Raw genomic sequence first — 17,536 nt, forward strand, 5'->3', positions numbered from 1 at the left:
AACAAATGATAGAATGTAGACAATGTACGGGGAAAGCAGAGAAAAATGATTTTTAAGATTAAGTTTATACCAAAGTAACAATGACATCATCTTCTAAAATTGCAGTTCGTGAACTACCTCTGTTCCCGTTACCCGAAGTAGTTCTGTTTCCTACCAGACCATTGCCTCTGCACATCTTTGAATTTCGCTACAGAATCATGATGAACACGATTTTGGAGAGTGATCGCAGGTTCGGTGTTTTGATGGTCGATCCTGTTAAAGGTACAATTGCAAATACTGGTTGCTGTGCAGAAATCGTTCATCACCAACGGCTGCCAGATGATCGTATTAAGATGTTGACTTTAGGGCAGCAAAGATTTCGGGTATTAGAGTATGTTCGTGAAAAGCCATACCGCGTTGGCTTAGTTGAGTGGATTGAAGACCAACCACCGACTAAAGATTTGCGACCTTTATCTTCTGAAGTAGAACAACTATTGCGGGATGTTGTGCGTCTATCAGCCAAATTAACCGAACAAAATATTGAACTGCCAGAAGATTTGCCTGACCTACCAACAGAGTTATCTTATTGGGTAGCCAGTAATCTTTATGGTGTCGCTGCAGAGCAGCAGTTATTGCTAGAAATGCTAGATACTGCAACTCGTCTTGAGCGGGAAGCAGAAATTTTAACTTCTACTCGGAATCACTTGGCAGCTCGCGCTGTTCTCAAAGACACGTTTAATGAAAAGTGAGGAGTGAGGAGTTAGAAGTTGAGAATAAATAACAAAAAATAAAAAATTGGAAACTTATAATTTATATTCCCTACCTGATAATTAATAACTGATAATTCCTAAATCCTAACTAATAATTCTTAACTCCTAACTCCTAACTAATCACTCCTCACTTTTAACTCCTAACTTTTCAAGTAACAGTGCTTATCGGCAAAACATTATAAGCGCCAAGAATTTTTAAAATTTCTGTGTGCATAGTTAACTCTGCTAAAGCAAATTGCATTTGTGCTTCTTTGGCATCCGCTTCTAAATCCATGAAAAACAAGTATTCGCCTAGCGATCGCTTCGTCGGACGAGATTCAATTCGGCTGAGGTTAATTCCTAGTTGAGCAAATATTTGCAAGGGTTTGAGTAATGCTCCAGGTGTGTTGGCAGGCATACTAAAAGCCAGCGATGTATGGCTAGTAGGTGTTGTTGATGCCTGGTATCCAGCCTCCCCTTCACCCTGACTTACTACCCAAAAACGAGTAAAGTTTTCTGGATTGTCGTTGATGCCACTAGCAAGTATGGGCAGATTGTATAGTTGAGCTGCTCTACTAGATGCGATCGCTGCTGTTGTTGTCTCTTGCTCTAATCGCTGTAGTGCTTCGGTTGTAGAATTGCTCGGAATAATCTGTACAGTCGGGAGAAACCGCTCTAACCATCCCTGACATTGTGCCAAAGCTTGCGGGTGAGAGTAAACAGTTTTTATTTTATCTAAGCTAGACGCGCAAGAAATTAACGTATGAACAATGGGTAATACCAAAGCTAACTGAATTCGCAAATTGTCTAACTGCCAAAGTGTATCCAGTGTTGTTGTAACACTTCCTTCAATAGAATTTTCTGCTGGCACAACAGCCAGGTAGGCTTGACCATCAGCAACGGCGTGCAGTGACTGGGAGATGGTGGGATAAGGACTTAACATAGCTTCAACTCCCATACTTTTAGTCAACCAGTTGATATAAAGAACAGCTGCTTGTTCTGTATAAGTGCCGGGAGGCCCTAAATGTGCGATCAATAAAGTCATGTGTTCATTAATTATCTGTTTAATTTATAGACTATATCGTGAGTAAACCCACCCTTTCTTTATTGACCAAGAATATTGCTTTAATTTGATTTATTTAATTACATAATTAAATTTATATTTAGTATAAATATATACTTTTAAAACAGTATGGGTGCTTGACTAACTAGAGCAAATGTACTATTTTGACTTCAGTGTTTGTTTTAGTAAAAAATTAAAGATTATGAAGTTCTCTTACACAATTCTCTATGTAAAGGATGTTGTTCAATCGGTCGCTTTTTATGAAAAGGCGTTTGGTCTGAAACAGCAGTTTATTCACGAGAGCAAACAATACGCCGAGATGGAAACGGGTGGAACAACTCTCGCTTTCGCCTCAAATGAACTTGCAAAATCTAACCTTCCCCAAGGATTCCAAGAAAACAGCCTCTCAAATCTACCTGCTGGTATTGAGATTGGTTTTGTAACAGACGATATAACAGCAGCTATATCCCGTGCCATAGAAGTTGGTGCTGTGATTGTTGTAGATGCCAAAGTTAAGCCTTGGGGACAAACAGTGGCTTATATCCGTGATTTGGATGGAATTATTGTTGAAATTGCTAGCCAAATGTAAACTAAATTAAAAAAAATAAACATAATAAATTAATTAATATATAGAAGTATCAAACAATTACTTCCTTCAATTCATGGCTACCAAGTTTACTGCTTCCCAATCAGTGGAAATTGCTGTTCCACCAGAGCAGCCTATTCCTATTCAGCACTACTTGCGCCAGCCTCAACGTCTAGTTAAGGCATTGGCTGACACCAGTAGAATTGAGCAGCTTTCTGAGGAAGTATTTCGCTTGAAAATGCGTCCGTTAACTTTTATGTCATTGAGTATTCAACCTACTGTAGACATGAGAGTTTGGGCAGAATCAAATGGAATAATTTATTTGCGATCGCTAGGCTGTGAAATCCTGGGCTTCGAGTATATTAACCAACGCTTTGCTCTCAATTTAAAAGGGCATCTGTCTCCCAAAGAGTTAAGCACTGGCACTCGCCTACAAGGAAGGGCTGATTTAGAAGTGCTGGTAGATTTGCCAGCGCCATTTTCCTTCACTCCTAAGCCAATTTTAGAAACTACTGGCAATGCTTTGCTCAAAAGCGTGCTGTTGTCAGTTAAGCAACGATTATTAAATCAACTTTTGGCGGATTATCGCTACTGGGTGATATCACAAACCAAAGATAGAGGACTTAGCGGTAACAGTACTGAATTGCCAATCCTGAATGCTGAGTAATTATTTAACTAATTTGTAATTCGTAATTTCCAGCTAGAATTCCCCTTTCCTGCGGGTATGGAATCTACATCTATAAGTTGGCTAAGTTTTCATCGGGGGTATAAATCGGCTTGTGTAACTGTTTCTAATTACGAATTACGTTAGCGTAGCGGGGCGTAGCCCATTACGAATTACGAATTATTTTGATTTGGCAAGGACGAAAAGACTGACGATGTAATGGCGAGGGCCCATACTGTTGCAGAGCCAGCAAATGCTGCTGGCTACCATAACCCTTGTTACACTCCAGGCTGTACATAGGGTATTTTGATGCTAGACGCACTACTAGTTCATCACGCCAAACCTTGGCAATAATACTAGCAGAGGCAATAGCGAGCGATCGCTCATCCCCCTTAATTATTGTTTGTTGCGGCAATAGCAAGTCTTTGATTGACTGATTACCATCAACCAGGCAGAGTACAGGCTGTACTTTTAACTTGAGTACAGCCCGCTTCATTGCTAACAATGTCGCTTGCAAAATATTTATCTTGTCAATTTCGGCAGTCGATGCAAACCCAATTTTCCAGTCTATAGCCAGCCCACAAATCTGCTGGGCTAACTGAGTTCTACGAGAACTAGATAACTTTTTACTATCTTTGATTTTAGCTGCCATTAGTATTGGCAAAGCATGATCTGGTAGGATTACTGCTGCCGCTACCACCGGGCCAAATAGAGCGCCTCGCCCTACTTCATCCACACCTGCAACCAACCCTGGAATCCCTGACAAGGTAGAAAACTCCAGCCAATTGGATTGTTCCAAGGGCGTTGGCCACGTTTCTAGCATAAAGCAAGTTAATTATCCTCGATCGCTGAGGAACGACGGCGACGACGACGGCTAGCAGTGGCGGCGCTGTTCGCATCATTTTCATCTTCGTTGGCGGAAGCTTTCGCAGACAAGCTACCCGTTGGGTTAGTAGTCAACTCAGATGGTTTAGTTGTTTCTTCTATCAAAGGTTTTGGTTCTGCCTCAATAACTTTTGGTATTGGTATCTTGCTTGGGATTATTTCAGGTGTTGCTTTTTGAAAAATGGTTGATTCTGAGGTTGATTCAGTTGGAGTTGTTGGCTTTTGACCAGGCTGAATCACGTTAATAATTACAGACTTAGGATTTTTAACCTCTTGCTCTAACTTCACCAAGGGGGATATTCCCATTAGGGCAAAGATATCCTGTTCCTGGAGGCTCATTTCTACAGTTCTAATCTCCGGTGGTTCTACCACTGGTTTGACTGGCTCTGCCTTGGTAATTTTAGTGCGATCTATGGTCCGATCAATAGTGCGATCTACTACAGTGCGCTCTACTCTTTCACTCCAACCTGGTTTACCAAGGGTGGGTGAGGGGATCTCTGGTGCAACTCCTAGTTCTGGTTCAACATCAAGGTCTAAGTCTGGCTCATTAACAAAAGCCAGTGGATTAGCTATAACCCGAGTTTCATCTTTCCCGTTTAACCCATTGATGGGAATTCGACTGCGGCGAGTGCGGGTACGACGCTTATTATCATTAAGGTCTTGATAACTAGGATGATTGATCAAATTTAGGTTACCCGATTCTAGATCGCCGTCAAATGCTTCCCCAAATCCATCATAGGTTTCTCGTGGTTCTAGGATGCGGGCAGCAGGCTGACGTGGTTCTCGGTGAGGCAGGGGTACAAAACGCTCACGTTCACGCTCTGGAGTTTCTGCTGGTATTGGTAATCGGTTTTCGATTTCTCCAGGCAGACGCACAGTATGCCCTAAACCGCCACAGGTGGGGCAAATTTCACCAAATAATTCGTAAATATTTTGACCTTGGCGTTTCCGGGTCAGTTCTACTAAACCCAGTTCGGTTAATTGGGCAATCTGCGGACGAGCTTTGTCTGCTTTAAGTGCTTTATTAAAGTGTTCGAGAACTTGCAGCTGGTCGCGTCGTGATTCCATATCAATAAAATCAACAACGATCACCCCGGCAATATTCCGCAGACGCAACTGGCGAGCAATTTCTGTTGCAGCTTCGCAGTTTGTCCACAAAACTGTTTCTCTAGCTGTTGCTGATCGCGTGAAGGAACCTGAGTTAACATCAATTACGGTTAATGCCTCTGTCGGCTCAATGATGATGTAGCCTCCAGAAGGTAGGTCTACTCTCGGTTTTAGGGCTTCTCGAATGGCGGCACTAATGCGGAAATACTCTAAAATTGGAGAGCGATCGCGGTGATGGTCAATTAACAATCCCTGCGGTGTTTGACCTCCGCTCCAGTTCTGCAAGTACTGCTTCACGCGCTTCAAACCAGTACTGGAATCCACGACAATCCGATTTACATCCGCGCCGTACATATCCCGCAATACGCGCTGAATGAAGTCATCGTCGCGGTTGAGTAATGCTGGGGCACGTGTGGAATGTGCTTCCTGCTGAATGGCTTCCCATTGCTTTTGCAGCAATTCCAAATCTTCCATAATCGCTTCTTCGGGTTTGCCTTCTGCTTCTGTACGCACAAGCAAACCCATTCCCGCCGGTTTGACTAAAATTGCTAGTGCCCGCAAGCGGTTGCGCTCACTTTCACTTTTAATCCGTCGGGATAAATTTACGCCTCTACCATAAGGCATCAATACTACGTAGCGTCCAGGTAAAGTGATATTACCCGTAAGCCGAGGGCCTTTTGTCCCCGTTGGCTCTTTCATTACTTGCACCAAAACTTTCTGCTGTGGTGTTAATAATTCTGTAATTGCTGCTGCGGTACGCTTTAACTTCAGTGGCCCTAAGTCGGTGACATGAATAAAACCGTTGCGCTCTGGGTCGCCAATATTGACAAAAGCCGCATCTATCCCAGGCAATACGTTTTCTACTACTCCTAAGTAGATATCACCTATTTGGTGATGACCCGTAGCAACAACTAGTTCCTGTATTTGATCTTCAGAAAAGACAGCAGCAATTTGGTGCTGTTCCGCGATGATAATTTGTTTTGGCATTCAATTTCCTCAAAATTAGCAGCACCAATAGGTCTGGAGGTTTGTTATACCTTTGTTGCCCCTGCAACCCTTAAAAGGCGCTACTGATAATAAAATTCGCAAACTTGAGCTTCTAAATTAAATAGCTATTAGCGCTCTTAAGAGCATTTTTACGGCGGATTATTCCAGAAATGCTTCATGTTTAAGCAATTAAATCAACCGTCTGTGGTTGATTTGTGATGCAATACTCTCAATAAAGAGAGTTCTAAGTTAAAAGTCCTGAATCCTGAGTGAGTTTTAAACTCAGGAAGCTTCATTTGATAGTAACCTACTGATGTCTTTAAGAAAAAGAAACTATTTCTATTTTCTATTCCCCGGATTTATCCTTAGAGTTTTACTCAGCGATGCCAGCTGCTACCCTACTTTAAGCCGCGCTTTGCCTGTCTGGTGAACGTCTGCAAATTCGGACTAACCGACGGCAGTTGTTAACCTAAGGGAACGCCAAAGGCGAACAACTTTAGAAAAGTAGCTCACTAGCTCTTCGGCACTACTGGGGATTAAACAATTTAGCAGCTGTTTAAAAAGCATGGATTTAGAGAATCTAAGCGAAGCTGCTGTTAGTTATTGATTCACAAGGTAGCCATAGAGAGAGTGTATGTTCTTTAATCTGCCTCAGTTTGTCTGGGATAAAATCCTAGAATTTGCACTTCTTCAATCTTGGCTTTCGCCCCCTGAACACCAGGGTAGTGAACCAGCTAATTCAATGCAGCGCCAGAAAATTTCTCTTCACCCCATTCTAACGCAACCTTGCTAAAAATCAATTCCAACGATATAACCACGTTAAGACAACTACTAGCAAGCTGCCCTACAGGGATTATACCCTTAAAATTAGCCGATTGCGGTGGATGTGCAGGAGTTGGAATTCTCCACTAGCCACCATCCCTAGCATAAACAGGATTTGTTCAGGACGCAATAGAAAACTATCTTGGCGATAGCTACCTACATAACGGATAACAGATATAGATTCTGCAATGCTTTTGCGGGTTTCTACTAATTCCAGTTCAAATAAGCGATCGCGCAGATTTATTAACTGGCTCTTGCCTGACTTTGTTGTATGCTCGTACCACAGTTCATCTTTTACTTTGATGGTATCAATCCATTCTTGCCATTGTATAGGTGTTACTTCTTCAAATGCTGCTACGGTAATTAAATATTCTGCGGTTTCTAGCAGTTGAGTCGCTGCTAAAGTTTTTAAATCTATCTGCTCCACATTATATATAGGTATGTCTGTGGGCATTTCCCGAACCAACTGTTCTCGAAAAGCATCAACTGCCACTGGTACAGTTAACTCAAAATCCGCAATCTCACCACTACTAGTAGCCCCTAAAGCCAAAGCAGTTGCTACAGAAATTCGCGGCATTGGATGAAATCCACCAGTGAAAGCGATTGGTAAGCCTGCTCGCCGCACGACTCGGTCAAACAGACGGATTAAATCTAGGTGGCTTACCAAAGCCATATTACCTTGTTTCCCAAACCAAACTCGCAGTCTTTGTACCTTACTTGTATTAGGAACAAACTCGCCAGCGAACTTGGGGATAGCAGGTGATTCAATCACGACGTTGTGGCCAAAGTCGATTCCACATACACCACAGTGAGAACAACCTTCAAAAGAGCAATCGGGTACAATTGCAGCTTCTAAGGCGCGTTGCAAGTCTTCTTGGAGCCACTTTTTGTCAATTCCGGTATCAATATGATCCCAAGGTAGGGGAATACCGAGGGAATGGGGAGTCCTGAGTGGGGTATTCTCCTCTGCTTCTTTGACCTTCTGCGCCTCTGCGTCAAACAAATTCCATTCGCCATTTTCTACTTGGCGGTATTTCCAGTCTAGATCGGCTTGAGCGATCGCAGACCCCCAAGCGCTAAAAGCCTGATCTAAATTTTCATACCAGGAATCCATACCTGCACCCAATTCCCAGGCACGCCGGACTACTTTGCCCAAATTGCGATCGCCTCGTCCCACAAAATCTTCCATTGCCGAAATGCGAACATCGGTAAAATTTACCTTCACTCCCTTGATTCGGCGGAATTCTTGGCGCAACAGGTTTTGTTTGCGCTTAAATTCAGTGGTAGAAACTGAATGCCATTGGAATGGCGTATGGGGCTTCGGTGTAAAGTTAGAAATTGTCAGATTAAAGTTTAAGGGTTTTCTGCCCTTGCCCCGACATTCTTGCTGTAGCCAGCTTACTGTTTCGGCAATACCCAAAACGTCAATATCCGTCTCACCCGGCAAGCCAATCATAAAATACAACTTGATTTTATTCCAGCCTTGCTCCCAAGCGGTTTTCACCCCCCGCAACAATTCTTCATTCGTCAAATCTTTATTTACTATGTCTCGCATCCGCTGAGTTCCAGCTTCTGGAGCAAAAGTCAGTCCACCTTGCCGCGTACCTCCCACGATATTGGCAATATTTTCATCAAATCTGTCTACCCGTTGGCTTGGTAAGGTCAGAGAAATATTTTCATTTTTTAAGCGATTTTTGATTTCCATCCCCACTGCTGGTAGAGACAAATAATCAGAACAACTCAGAGATAGTAGGGAAAACTCATTGTAACCAGTTGCCCGCATCCCCTGTTCAATTGCATCTACAACCCGATCGGGTTCTACATCTCGTGCTGGTCGAGTTAACATTCCTGGTTGACAGAAGCGACAGCCACGAGTGCAACCACGCCTAATCTCAATGGTCAAGCGGTCATGCACCGTTTCCACGTAGGGAACTAACCCAATGGAATATGCGGGTATGGGAGTTGCAACCCGTCGCAGAATTCGTTTTGGTACGTCTAGGCGACGAGGATGAACTGAGCCATCCTCTGCCATGTCGTAAAACTGAGGGACATATACACCTGGTATCTGTGCTAAATCCAGTAACAGATGTTCCCGACTCAATCCTGCTTGTTTGCCTTCTTGCAATACCAAACCAATTTCTGGCAGCAATTCTTCTCCATCTCCAAGGGCGATAAAGTCGAAGAAGTCGGCATAAGGTTCAGGATTAGATGTTGCTGTTTGCCCACCAGCAAAAATCAACGGAAACTGGGACTGGAGATTCGTAAATTCTCCCCCTGCTTTCCCCGCTTTTTGCCGTTCTCGCCACGTCAAGGGAATTCCAGCCAAATCCAACATTTCTAAGATATTAGTTGCACCCAGTTCGTAACTGAGGCTAAAACCTAAAATGTCGAATTCTGTGAGCGATCGCTTTGATTCTACAGCAAACAACGGCGTATTCGTTTCGCGTAGTTTGGCTGCCAGGTCTTTTCCTGGGAGGTAGGCGCGATCGCACAATTGACGCGGTTGGGCATTCAAGATGTTATAGAGAATGATATGCCCTAAATTGGATGCACCGACTTCATATACTTCTGGATAAGTTAATACCCAGCGTATTGCTGCCGTATCCCAAGGTTTATGTACTGCTAAACGCTCATTACCCAGGTAACGTCCTGGTTTTAAAATATCCGATGTTATTAATTTTTCAACTGCAACAGCCACTGTGCTATCTTCTAGCTACCTTAATTACAGCTACTCAAACCCAACATTAGCATGGAATTAGGTCTTATGACAGAGTTTACTGTTGCAACTTATAACTCCTTTACATAAAGTCCACTTCATATCCGAGACTTAGGCTTTTATATAAAGTTATGTTGCAGCCAACTCAACTTTACCATCCAATATTTCAAACACCCTATCGAGTTGCGTTAATTCAAAAATAATTCTAATTGACGGAGCAACAGCGCAAAGTTGAAAGCCCCTTCCTAAACTAAGAGCCAGCTTGTGTATAGATAACAATGCCATTAAACCCGCGCTGTCTAACGATTCTACTGCTGCGAGGTCTACTACCAAGATAGAAATACCATTTTGTGCTAACGCTGTGGTCATATCTCGTTCAAATTCCAAGGCGTTTGTAGCATTCAAAAAGCCTTGGGGGCGAATAACTGCAATCTTCGGATAGTTAAGCACTGCTTGCATAGTTACATCCTATTGAGAATTATTAAAGCGTCAAGCTAAGAGTTATTTGAACATAAACTCTATTTTGTTGCATCGACCATATGTCTGAGTTCACTTTGCTGAATCTTTATTGCTTTAGCATCTCTGTTTAAAGATTGTCATAATTCCAGGTGAAAATGTGATTATATATACTTTTTTTTTCTGGTAGTTCAAAAACAATCAACTATAGACAGCCGTAGAAGCGACAAATCATCAGTAAGTATGCTGATAAAACTTGCTTAGTCTATAGCTAAAGCTGATTTAGCCAAGCCTTAACGGTTAAGTTAAATTCCTCACTTTAGCGTTGCTGATGGCATCCGACATACTCATAGCGAATTATTTCTTTAACTAATTAAAATATGATCTATGTGACTATTAGATCACTATTTGTGCTTAGATAAATCGGAAATAATTAGTATCATATAAACTTAGGTTATTACTTATGAGAACTAAGTACGCTATTCGTAAATTAGTAGAAAAGGCTCTTGACATTAAAAAATTGACTCCTGAGATAGAAAATGAAATCAACTCAGAATTGACGGAACTGGGTTATATTTCTGATGTTGACTACGAAGCTTTGGAATTATTAATGGCAGAGATGGATGCTGGTAAAATTCAGTTGGTTCCTAACTTGGGATATTAGAATAATTCCTAATTCATAATTTGTAATTAAGTTTTGTAACGGAACGATGAGGGAGCAGAGGGAGAATAATAATTTCTAATTCCTGGCAAATGCCCAATGCCCAATGATTAATGATTAAGGAACAAGAATTAAATAACATACAATTTATTATGTCCCTAGCTTACCTCACCCTCAATCTCTCTTCTTATAAAGCAGAGAGAAGCTAGATACAGGATGAAGTTTTGCATTTTATTTAATCTACGTTCCTAATGCCCTATTGATATGCTTGCCAAAGTTGGTGAATAAACTGATTGAGTTGCTGCTTGGCGGCTGAGTCAGGTTCAGTTTTTGGTTCTTTTGCTAAAACTTGGCTCAAGAAGGTAATTACTTCTGTGTCTAATGCTGGTCGAAATAAATTGGCAGGCCAAAGCAAGTCAGACGCATCTCGCAAATCCGTAATTAGCGGCGATTCTTGAATAAAAGTAACCATTAATAAAGGTCGTACCCAGCACAACTGGCGGGAAACTACAAATTGAATGACTTCTGCATACAGATTCCTGTCGCCATGCTCTAAAGACACAATTTGTCCTGGTTGAAGAAAATTTAGGCTAATGTCCATCATTATGCAGTTTGGGCAGCGACAACGATTGTTTTGTAACTTTTTTAATTTAAAAGTGAAAATGCGCTACTTTTAAAGCAACTTCTGTAACATTAGGGTAGCACTCTCATGGCAACCATGTCTTAAGAGATATGCCTCACAAGTGCCTACGCAAAATTAATATGACCAATCCTTAGCAGCAAAGGGTTTTCCTAGCATAGTATCTGGACAGAAATACTATAGAATAGATAAATAACTGTTAAGCGATCGCAAAACAGAAACTTTGTTGTAGTGAATTAACGAGAAAAGAGCAGAGAGCCGTGTCAGTTGAAACTATTGAAAAGCGTTCTACATCCCGCAAGCTCGCGCCTCGGTATCGCGTTTTGCTCCATAACGACGACTACAACTCGATGGAGCATGTTGTACAGTCACTCATAGCCACTGTGCCAAGCCTTACCCAACCACAGGCTGTGAGCATCATGATGGAAGCCCATACTAATGGGCTAGCTTTAGTCATTACTTGCGCCCTCGAACACGCTGAGTTTTATTGCGAAACCTTGAAAAGTCATGGTTTAAGTAGCACCATTGAACCTGATGAATAGTCATTAGTTATTAGTCATTGGTCATTGGTCATTAGTCGAAATTTAGAGTATTGGCTGCTGATTAGTGACTTATTTAGTATGAAAAAAAACCTTGTCCATTTAGCTGAACGCCCTGCCCTTATTAGGCTGGGTGCTTTTATTTTGACTTTATTGTTGCTATGGTTGCCATTGGCTACACCAATATACTTACTAGTGCATGATTCAAACTTAGAAAGTATATTGACATTGGTATTATTATATGCAGTATTTATTTTTATTCTGAGATTATGGGGTAAATATGTCTACCAGCAGCCCCAAATTCTGCGGCATTATGGCTTAGAATTCACGCGGCAAAACGGTGTGGATTTACTGCGTGGCTTGGCTCTGGGCATAATTAATATTCTGATACTTTTTGGGTTAGAAAGTTTATTGGGTTGGCTAGTGTGGCAACAACCGAAAGTTTTTTTGGTGAAAGTGATTTTAGAAGGTTTACTTGTTGGCTTAGGTGTTGGATTTGCTGAGGAATTGTTATTCCGAGGCTGGTTGCTAGATGAATTACAACGAGATTACAGTCTGCGTGTGGCACTGTGGACAGATGCAACTGGCTTTGCTACATTGCACTTTATTAAACCCTGGGAGGCAATTATTCATACACTGCCGCAATTCCCAGCTTTAGTACTGCTGGGGTTAACGCAGGTATGGGGAAAGCGTTGGCAAAGGGGACGCTTGGGTTTTCCAATTGGTCTACATGGTGGTTTAGTTTGGAGTTACTACATTATTAATGTAGGTAAATTAGTGAAATATTCTGGTCAGGTTCCTGATTGGGTAACTGGTGTGAATAATAATCCCTTGCAAGGAGTGATGGGGGTGTTGTTAATGAGTGTACTAGCTTTGTGGATACGAGGGCGAACTGAGCGATCGCGTCATATATGAAAATAAAATTATTAATCGTATCAGCTTTATTACTTACTTTTCTTTCTAGTTGTAAAGATTGTCATCACAAATTTTCACCTGCTTCATCTACAAAATTTTAATAATAGCTAAGAATACTGTAAAACGGCGAAGCAGTGAGCTTCGGATTGGAATAAAAACGATCGCTATAATTCACCTTGTATGATCGCACCTAAGCCACATTTTTGACTGAAATAATTCCTTCACCACACCACTGGATTAGTAGGCATCTATCAAAATCTTTATCCAGTGCTGGCTTGAGATGAAAATAAAAAACCTTTTGCCATACCTCTACTCCATACTGGGATACAAAATTTGCCTCCAATTCTTTAAACTGTTCTCATTGCCGATTTGCGATCGCGATCAACATGGGAATAATTGCGGTGATTGAGACTTGTGCGCCAATGGGTATCATTTGCGAAAAATTTAACAATACCCAAGTATACTGGGCTTTTCGGTACAATCTTTATGCAAGAGTCTCAACCACAGTACCCACTACACACGCTTTATTCAAATTAACGCCGCTCAAATTTGCACCTTCTAACTCTGCACAAAGCAAATTCGCCCCTGAAAAATTCGCCCCTGCTAAATTCGCCCCTCGCAAGTCAGCTTCTTCCAGGTTTGCTTCACTCAACAAAGCCCCTTGCAAATCGGCGCGACTCAAGTCTGTACCTTTAAGGTTTGCCCCTGTCAGGTTTGCACCGCGCAAGTCAGCACCCCGTAAGTCAACGCCTTGCAAGTTCACATTCATCAAATTGGCACCACTTAAGAAAGCACCCACCAATGACACATCACTGAGTCTTGCTCCCATCAAGTTAGCGCCACGCAAATTGCTACCCCGCAAGTCAGCGCCTGTTAAATCTGCTTGCATCAGGTTTGCTCCCATCAGGTTCGCGCGCAAGTCAGTTTCTTGGAGGTTGGCTCCCATCAAATTTGCCCCCTCCAAATGCCCACCTTCAAGTTTAGAACCAGCAAAATTAGTGCCGACAAGGGTAGCACCAACAAGATTAATCCGGCTTAAATCCAGTCGAGAGAGTTCTTCGTCTTCTAAATTTGCCCCTGGAAGTTGTTTGAGTTTTCCTAATTTAATCGCTTCAATATTCATGTAAAGTAACTACCAATCTCCTCACTTATCTTGTTGTGGCTATCCCATTGGGAATCAAGTATCCAGATGCCGGCGCTGAATTTGGGTGTCATCAAGGGTAAGTCAAGTCCCTGTTGTAAACCCATTACTAATAAAGCTAGGGTATCTACAAGTTTAGGGTCAAAGCGAGTAGATTGTTGCTGTCTGCACTCATCTAAAGCTTGAGTAAATATCTGTTCTTGGCTTTGATTTGACGATTTTTGCTGATTGAGTCGCCACTGAAAGTCTGCCAATAATGCCAAAATTCTCGACTCTAAAGGAATTTCATCTCCAGTTAAACCTCCTGGTTCTCCTAAACCATTCCACCACTCGGTTTGGTGAGTAATAATTTGGGCAACGGCTCGCAGTCGTGGCATTGTTCGCAAGACTTGCGCTCCTGGTATTAAAGGACAACAGGGGGCGTCTTCTTGATAGCGTGTCGGTGTATTACTAGAAGTGAGGACACTTTCTGCATTTTGTAATGGATCTATGCGATGCAACAAAGCCGCTAGCCGCAATCTCTTAATCTGCCATGCGGGAAGATCCAAAAGCTGGCCGATCGCTTCAGCAAGAACTACTATTTCCGTAGCTGCCATTGGATTGTTGACATCTGCCATATCCATCAGTTGCGCCATTCGCAAAAAGGCTTGGATTTCGTTAGAAACCAAGTTGCGATCTAGCGTTTGTTTCTGAAGCGCTGTTGGTATGGATAAATTATCTTGCCCAGTTTGGAGGTAATCTACTACACGGGAGACAACTGCACCTAAATTTTGGGATCTGTCCATTGACGGTACAATTTGTTGTTTATCGGCTGTGAGTTTTTCTGCCAGTTCTGGGTTGTATTTTCTGATGTGAGCGATCGCTATTTCTGCTGTCTCTTGTACTAACTCTGGCTCAAATGTCCACAAGCCATAGAATTTACGCTCTAAATCTGATGTCGGCACTCCAGTGCTGCCATAATCAGCCTCTGATAGCTCTTGACAAATTACCATTGCTGTGTATTTAGGCGATAAAATAATTAAGTGCCACTCCTGAGCTACTGGATCGACTGAATCTAATGCTACTAAGTCTACATTGGGTAAAAGGCTTGTGGGATGTTCAGCAAAGCCAGATTCAGAGGCAGCCATGATGGCAATTTCGCGGCTGCACTGGGCGATATCTGCATATCGCCCGGCTTCTTGTAGATACCATTTCCCCTGTTGGAAGGCTGTGATTACTAGGGGTGTACCGTCGTCGGTTAAGATATGGTCTTCAAGAGCATGGCACAGGGCAACTAAGGTATTTTTGTAGTAAACACCAAATCGAATTGGCCTGGTGGTGTGGCGATGGGCTGATTCTAGCTTTTGTAGGATTGAACCTTCTAACATGGGATTGGGTGAAAATAACCGCAGAGGAGGAGTAGGTAGGGTAGGGGGCAGGCGAGAGACAAGGAGATGAAATTTGCTCTTGTCTGATTCTGGAAATTTTATCAAACAGCTGCTAACTGTTTGTCTTTTGTTTCTATTGGTGCAGAAAGTGCTGCTTCTAAGTCGGCACAACCCAGCTTTTCTTCTAAAATTTTCATGACTTCGCGTCCGAAATCGTTGGGGTTTTGTTGCCAAGCTTGCAAGCAGACTTCTCCAAAGAATGAACCAAGAGGTTCAGGATTCCAGAGAAGCTTTTTGGCTGTCCACGGCATCAAGCTCATTGGATCATACCCTGGTTTGAGGATACCTTCTTTAAAAGCGTATTCTTCCAAATGGGTATGGGGTTGCAATCCAATAAAGAAAATGGCAGGTTCGACTTTATCAGCACCAAAAATCCGTTCTAGTTCGCGGTGGTAAGCGATAGTTTGGCGGATGGTTTCAAGACGTTCGTCAATGACGTTAAAGGAGTAGTTGACGGAAACCAAATCATTAAAACCAGCTGCTTTTAAATCGCGGCAGTTTTGTAAGACGGTTCGCAGGTTATACCCCATCCGCATTTTCCGCACGAGTTCTTGAGAACCACTGGTAATGCCGATTTCAAAGTAGTTCATCCCGGTTTTTGCCATCAAGTCGCACAACTGGGGTGTCAAATTGTCGGCTCTAATATATGCTGCCCAGTGGATATCTGTAATACCAGAATCGACGATTTTTTGCAAGAGTTCTATGGCATCGTCGATAAATTTTCTAGCTGGGATGAATTGGGCATCGGTAAACCAAAAGTTGCGAATGCCGCGATCATATAATTGGCGCATCTCAGCAACTACTTCATCTGCTGGGTTGATACGGACTTGTTTACCTTCGACGACAGTGTAGACGCAATAACAACAGTTGTGAGGACAACCACGCTTAGTTTGTACACCTATATAAAAGTCTTGCTCTTGCAGGTAATAGTTAAATTCCGGCCAGATGCTTTCGATATAGTCGTAGTTACAAGCTGTTTTTTCTAGTGGAGTAGGTTGTTCGTGAATCAGCCGTTCCCGTGGTTGAGTTTCTCCCGCAATGTAACAGCGTTCATCTCGAAAATCTCTACCACTTAAAAGTTTTTCTAGCAGGGTTTCTCCTTCACCCACAGAAATAATTGTCCCTTGGGGTAAGCTTTTAGCCAACTGCTCATAAAATACACTGACTGCACCACCACCTACAACTACACGGGCATTATAATTATATTCTTGAGCACGTTTTAAACCGCGTTTGATTAAGCCCTGATTGCGCCATAGTTCTACATAGTAAGCGATAAAGATTCGTAAACCGCCCAATCCGCCGCGTAGTTTCAATAGAGGATTCTTGGCATAGTAAAATTCAAAGGCATTTTGCAGTGGGTTGCCACCACGTCCACCAACTGGGGCATAAATTTGAATATCCCGCCAAGAAAATACTAGTAGTGTCGGTTTAAATTCATCAATACAGCGATCAAGAGCCGAACTGTAGTCTAAAGGTGGCACTGTTCCCAAATCAAAGATGCGCTGTTCAATATCAGGAAACTGCTTGTGGACATGATCGCTCAGGTAAACAACCCCAATAGGAAAGATGGGGTTACAAGGAAGGCGAACATAAAGAATTCGATTTTCTATCATCTGTGTTTTAACTTCCATCTTGCCAATCTGTAGAGAAAGCGAGAGAAACATCTAGTTTTAAAATGTGTGCTTGTTTTATTTGGTTTTATTTATCACAATTTTGCTTGACATTTTAGCCAATTATTGGTAATCCTTAACCTGTTTTTAGCAACTGCGGAAAACGCTAAAATTGCTGTACATAAAACATACATGGAATTTCTAAAGAGCTTTCTGAAGACATTTTTTCATATAGCTTTACCATAACATCGAGTTTATTCATTAAGCGACGATCCCAGCCGATTAATCCTGGGATAGATGAAAGAGCAAAACTCGCTTCCTCGCTACGCAAAAAGCAAGGGGATCGTTGTTATGTCAATTCTCTAACAATCTGTTTTAAGAGAATTAAAACTTTTATACCAGAAAAATATCAAAAACTTTTATCTATAGTGTATAATTCCGAAAAAGGTGTGAATTTTCACAAAATTTTTATAACTAAAAATATATCTTTAGACAGAAATAATCTATAACTACTCAGTTGGTATTCGCAGTTACAGCAACTGGGGATCGGCGAATGCTAGTCTTGACTAGTGTAATGTAAAATTGTGGC

General features: G+C 42.0%; 15 protein-coding genes. 6 read left to right on the top strand and 9 right to left on the bottom strand.

Annotated features, from left to right (window positions below; genetic code table 11):
• Positions 1–80: 80 nt before the first annotated feature.
• Complete coding sequence (locus tag V7L20_RS10360) at positions 81–728, top strand: LON peptidase substrate-binding domain-containing protein (protein ID WP_334743985.1); 648 nt, start codon at positions 81–83, stop codon at positions 726–728.
• Between the two features lie 169 nt (positions 729–897).
• On the opposite strand, the gene pheA is transcribed toward V7L20_RS10360, so the two are convergent.
• A complete protein-coding gene (pheA, locus tag V7L20_RS10365) occupies positions 898–1,773 on the bottom strand; it encodes a prephenate dehydratase (RefSeq protein WP_334743986.1) in 876 nt (291 codons plus the stop codon).
• Positions 1,774–1,993: 220 nt separating this feature from the next.
• Here pheA and V7L20_RS10370 point away from each other — a divergent pair, with 220 nt between their 5' ends.
• Positions 1,994–2,380, top strand: coding sequence for a VOC family protein (locus tag V7L20_RS10370; protein WP_334743987.1), 387 nt, complete (start codon positions 1,994–1,996; stop codon positions 2,378–2,380).
• Between the two features lie 73 nt (positions 2,381–2,453).
• Positions 2,454–3,044, top strand: a complete 591-nt coding sequence (locus tag V7L20_RS10375; RefSeq protein WP_334743988.1) for a DUF1997 domain-containing protein — start codon at positions 2,454–2,456, stop codon at positions 3,042–3,044.
• Positions 3,045–3,207: 163 nt separating this feature from the next.
• On the opposite strand, the gene V7L20_RS10380 is transcribed toward V7L20_RS10375, so the two are convergent.
• From V7L20_RS10380 to V7L20_RS10395, 4 genes are all read right to left on the bottom strand, one after another.
• Entirely contained in the window at positions 3,208–3,864 is a 657-nt protein-coding gene (locus tag V7L20_RS10380; protein WP_334743989.1) for a ribonuclease HII, read from the bottom strand.
• 8 nt (positions 3,865–3,872) lie between these two features.
• Positions 3,873–6,020: an Rne/Rng family ribonuclease gene (locus V7L20_RS10385; RefSeq protein ID WP_334743990.1), complete on the bottom strand. Its 2,148-nt coding sequence runs from the start codon at positions 6,018–6,020 to the stop codon at positions 3,873–3,875.
• Between the two features lie 853 nt (positions 6,021–6,873).
• Positions 6,874–9,540 (bottom strand): TIGR03960 family B12-binding radical SAM protein, encoded by a 2,667-nt coding sequence (locus V7L20_RS10390; protein ID WP_334743991.1) that lies wholly within the window; start codon positions 9,538–9,540, stop codon positions 6,874–6,876.
• 147 nt (positions 9,541–9,687) lie between these two features.
• Positions 9,688–10,017 carry an STAS domain-containing protein gene (locus V7L20_RS10395; protein ID WP_334743992.1) on the bottom strand — a complete coding sequence of 110 codons (330 nt, stop codon included), beginning with the start codon at positions 10,015–10,017 and terminating at the stop codon, positions 9,688–9,690.
• Between the two features lie 460 nt (positions 10,018–10,477).
• Here V7L20_RS10395 and V7L20_RS10400 point away from each other — a divergent pair, with 460 nt between their 5' ends.
• On the top strand, positions 10,478–10,678 hold the full coding sequence (locus V7L20_RS10400; RefSeq protein ID WP_334743993.1) for a hypothetical protein: 201 nt from the start codon (positions 10,478–10,480) through the stop codon (positions 10,676–10,678).
• Between the two features lie 253 nt (positions 10,679–10,931).
• Here the strand turns inward: V7L20_RS10400 and V7L20_RS10405 are convergent, their stop codons facing one another.
• Positions 10,932–11,276, bottom strand: a complete 345-nt coding sequence (locus V7L20_RS10405; RefSeq protein WP_181374237.1) for a hypothetical protein — start codon at positions 11,274–11,276, stop codon at positions 10,932–10,934.
• Positions 11,277–11,575: 299 nt separating this feature from the next.
• Between V7L20_RS10405 and clpS the strand changes: the two genes are divergently transcribed.
• Both clpS and V7L20_RS10415 read left to right on the top strand, forming a co-directional pair.
• A complete protein-coding gene (clpS, locus tag V7L20_RS10410) occupies positions 11,576–11,857 on the top strand; it encodes an ATP-dependent Clp protease adapter ClpS (protein ID WP_229451116.1) in 282 nt (93 codons plus the stop codon).
• Positions 11,858–11,935: 78 nt separating this feature from the next.
• On the top strand, positions 11,936–12,769 hold the full coding sequence (locus V7L20_RS10415; protein ID WP_334743994.1) for a CPBP family intramembrane glutamic endopeptidase: 834 nt from the start codon (positions 11,936–11,938) through the stop codon (positions 12,767–12,769).
• A 484-nt stretch (positions 12,770–13,253) separates the two neighbouring features.
• Here V7L20_RS10415 and V7L20_RS10420 read toward each other — a convergent pair whose 3' ends face one another.
• The 3 genes from V7L20_RS10420 to V7L20_RS10430 all read right to left on the bottom strand — a co-directional run bounded on the left by V7L20_RS10420 (position 13,254) and on the right by V7L20_RS10430 (position 16,968).
• On the bottom strand, positions 13,254–13,892 hold the full coding sequence (locus V7L20_RS10420) for a pentapeptide repeat-containing protein (RefSeq protein ID WP_334743995.1): 639 nt from the start codon (positions 13,890–13,892) through the stop codon (positions 13,254–13,256).
• Positions 13,889–15,277, bottom strand: coding sequence for a DICT sensory domain-containing protein (locus V7L20_RS10425; RefSeq protein ID WP_334744045.1), 1,389 nt, complete (start codon positions 15,275–15,277; stop codon positions 13,889–13,891). Before V7L20_RS10425 ends, V7L20_RS10420 begins: the two co-directional genes overlap by 4 nt.
• Positions 15,278–15,378: 101 nt before the next feature.
• On the bottom strand, positions 15,379–16,968 hold the full coding sequence (locus V7L20_RS10430) for a photosystem II high light acclimation radical SAM protein (protein ID WP_334743996.1): 1,590 nt from the start codon (positions 16,966–16,968) through the stop codon (positions 15,379–15,381).
• Positions 16,969–17,536 lie beyond the last annotated feature (568 nt).

It is taken from the genome of Nostoc sp. (assembly GCF_036916735.1).
Classification (GTDB): Bacteria; Cyanobacteriota; Cyanobacteriia; order Cyanobacteriales; family Nostocaceae; genus Nostoc.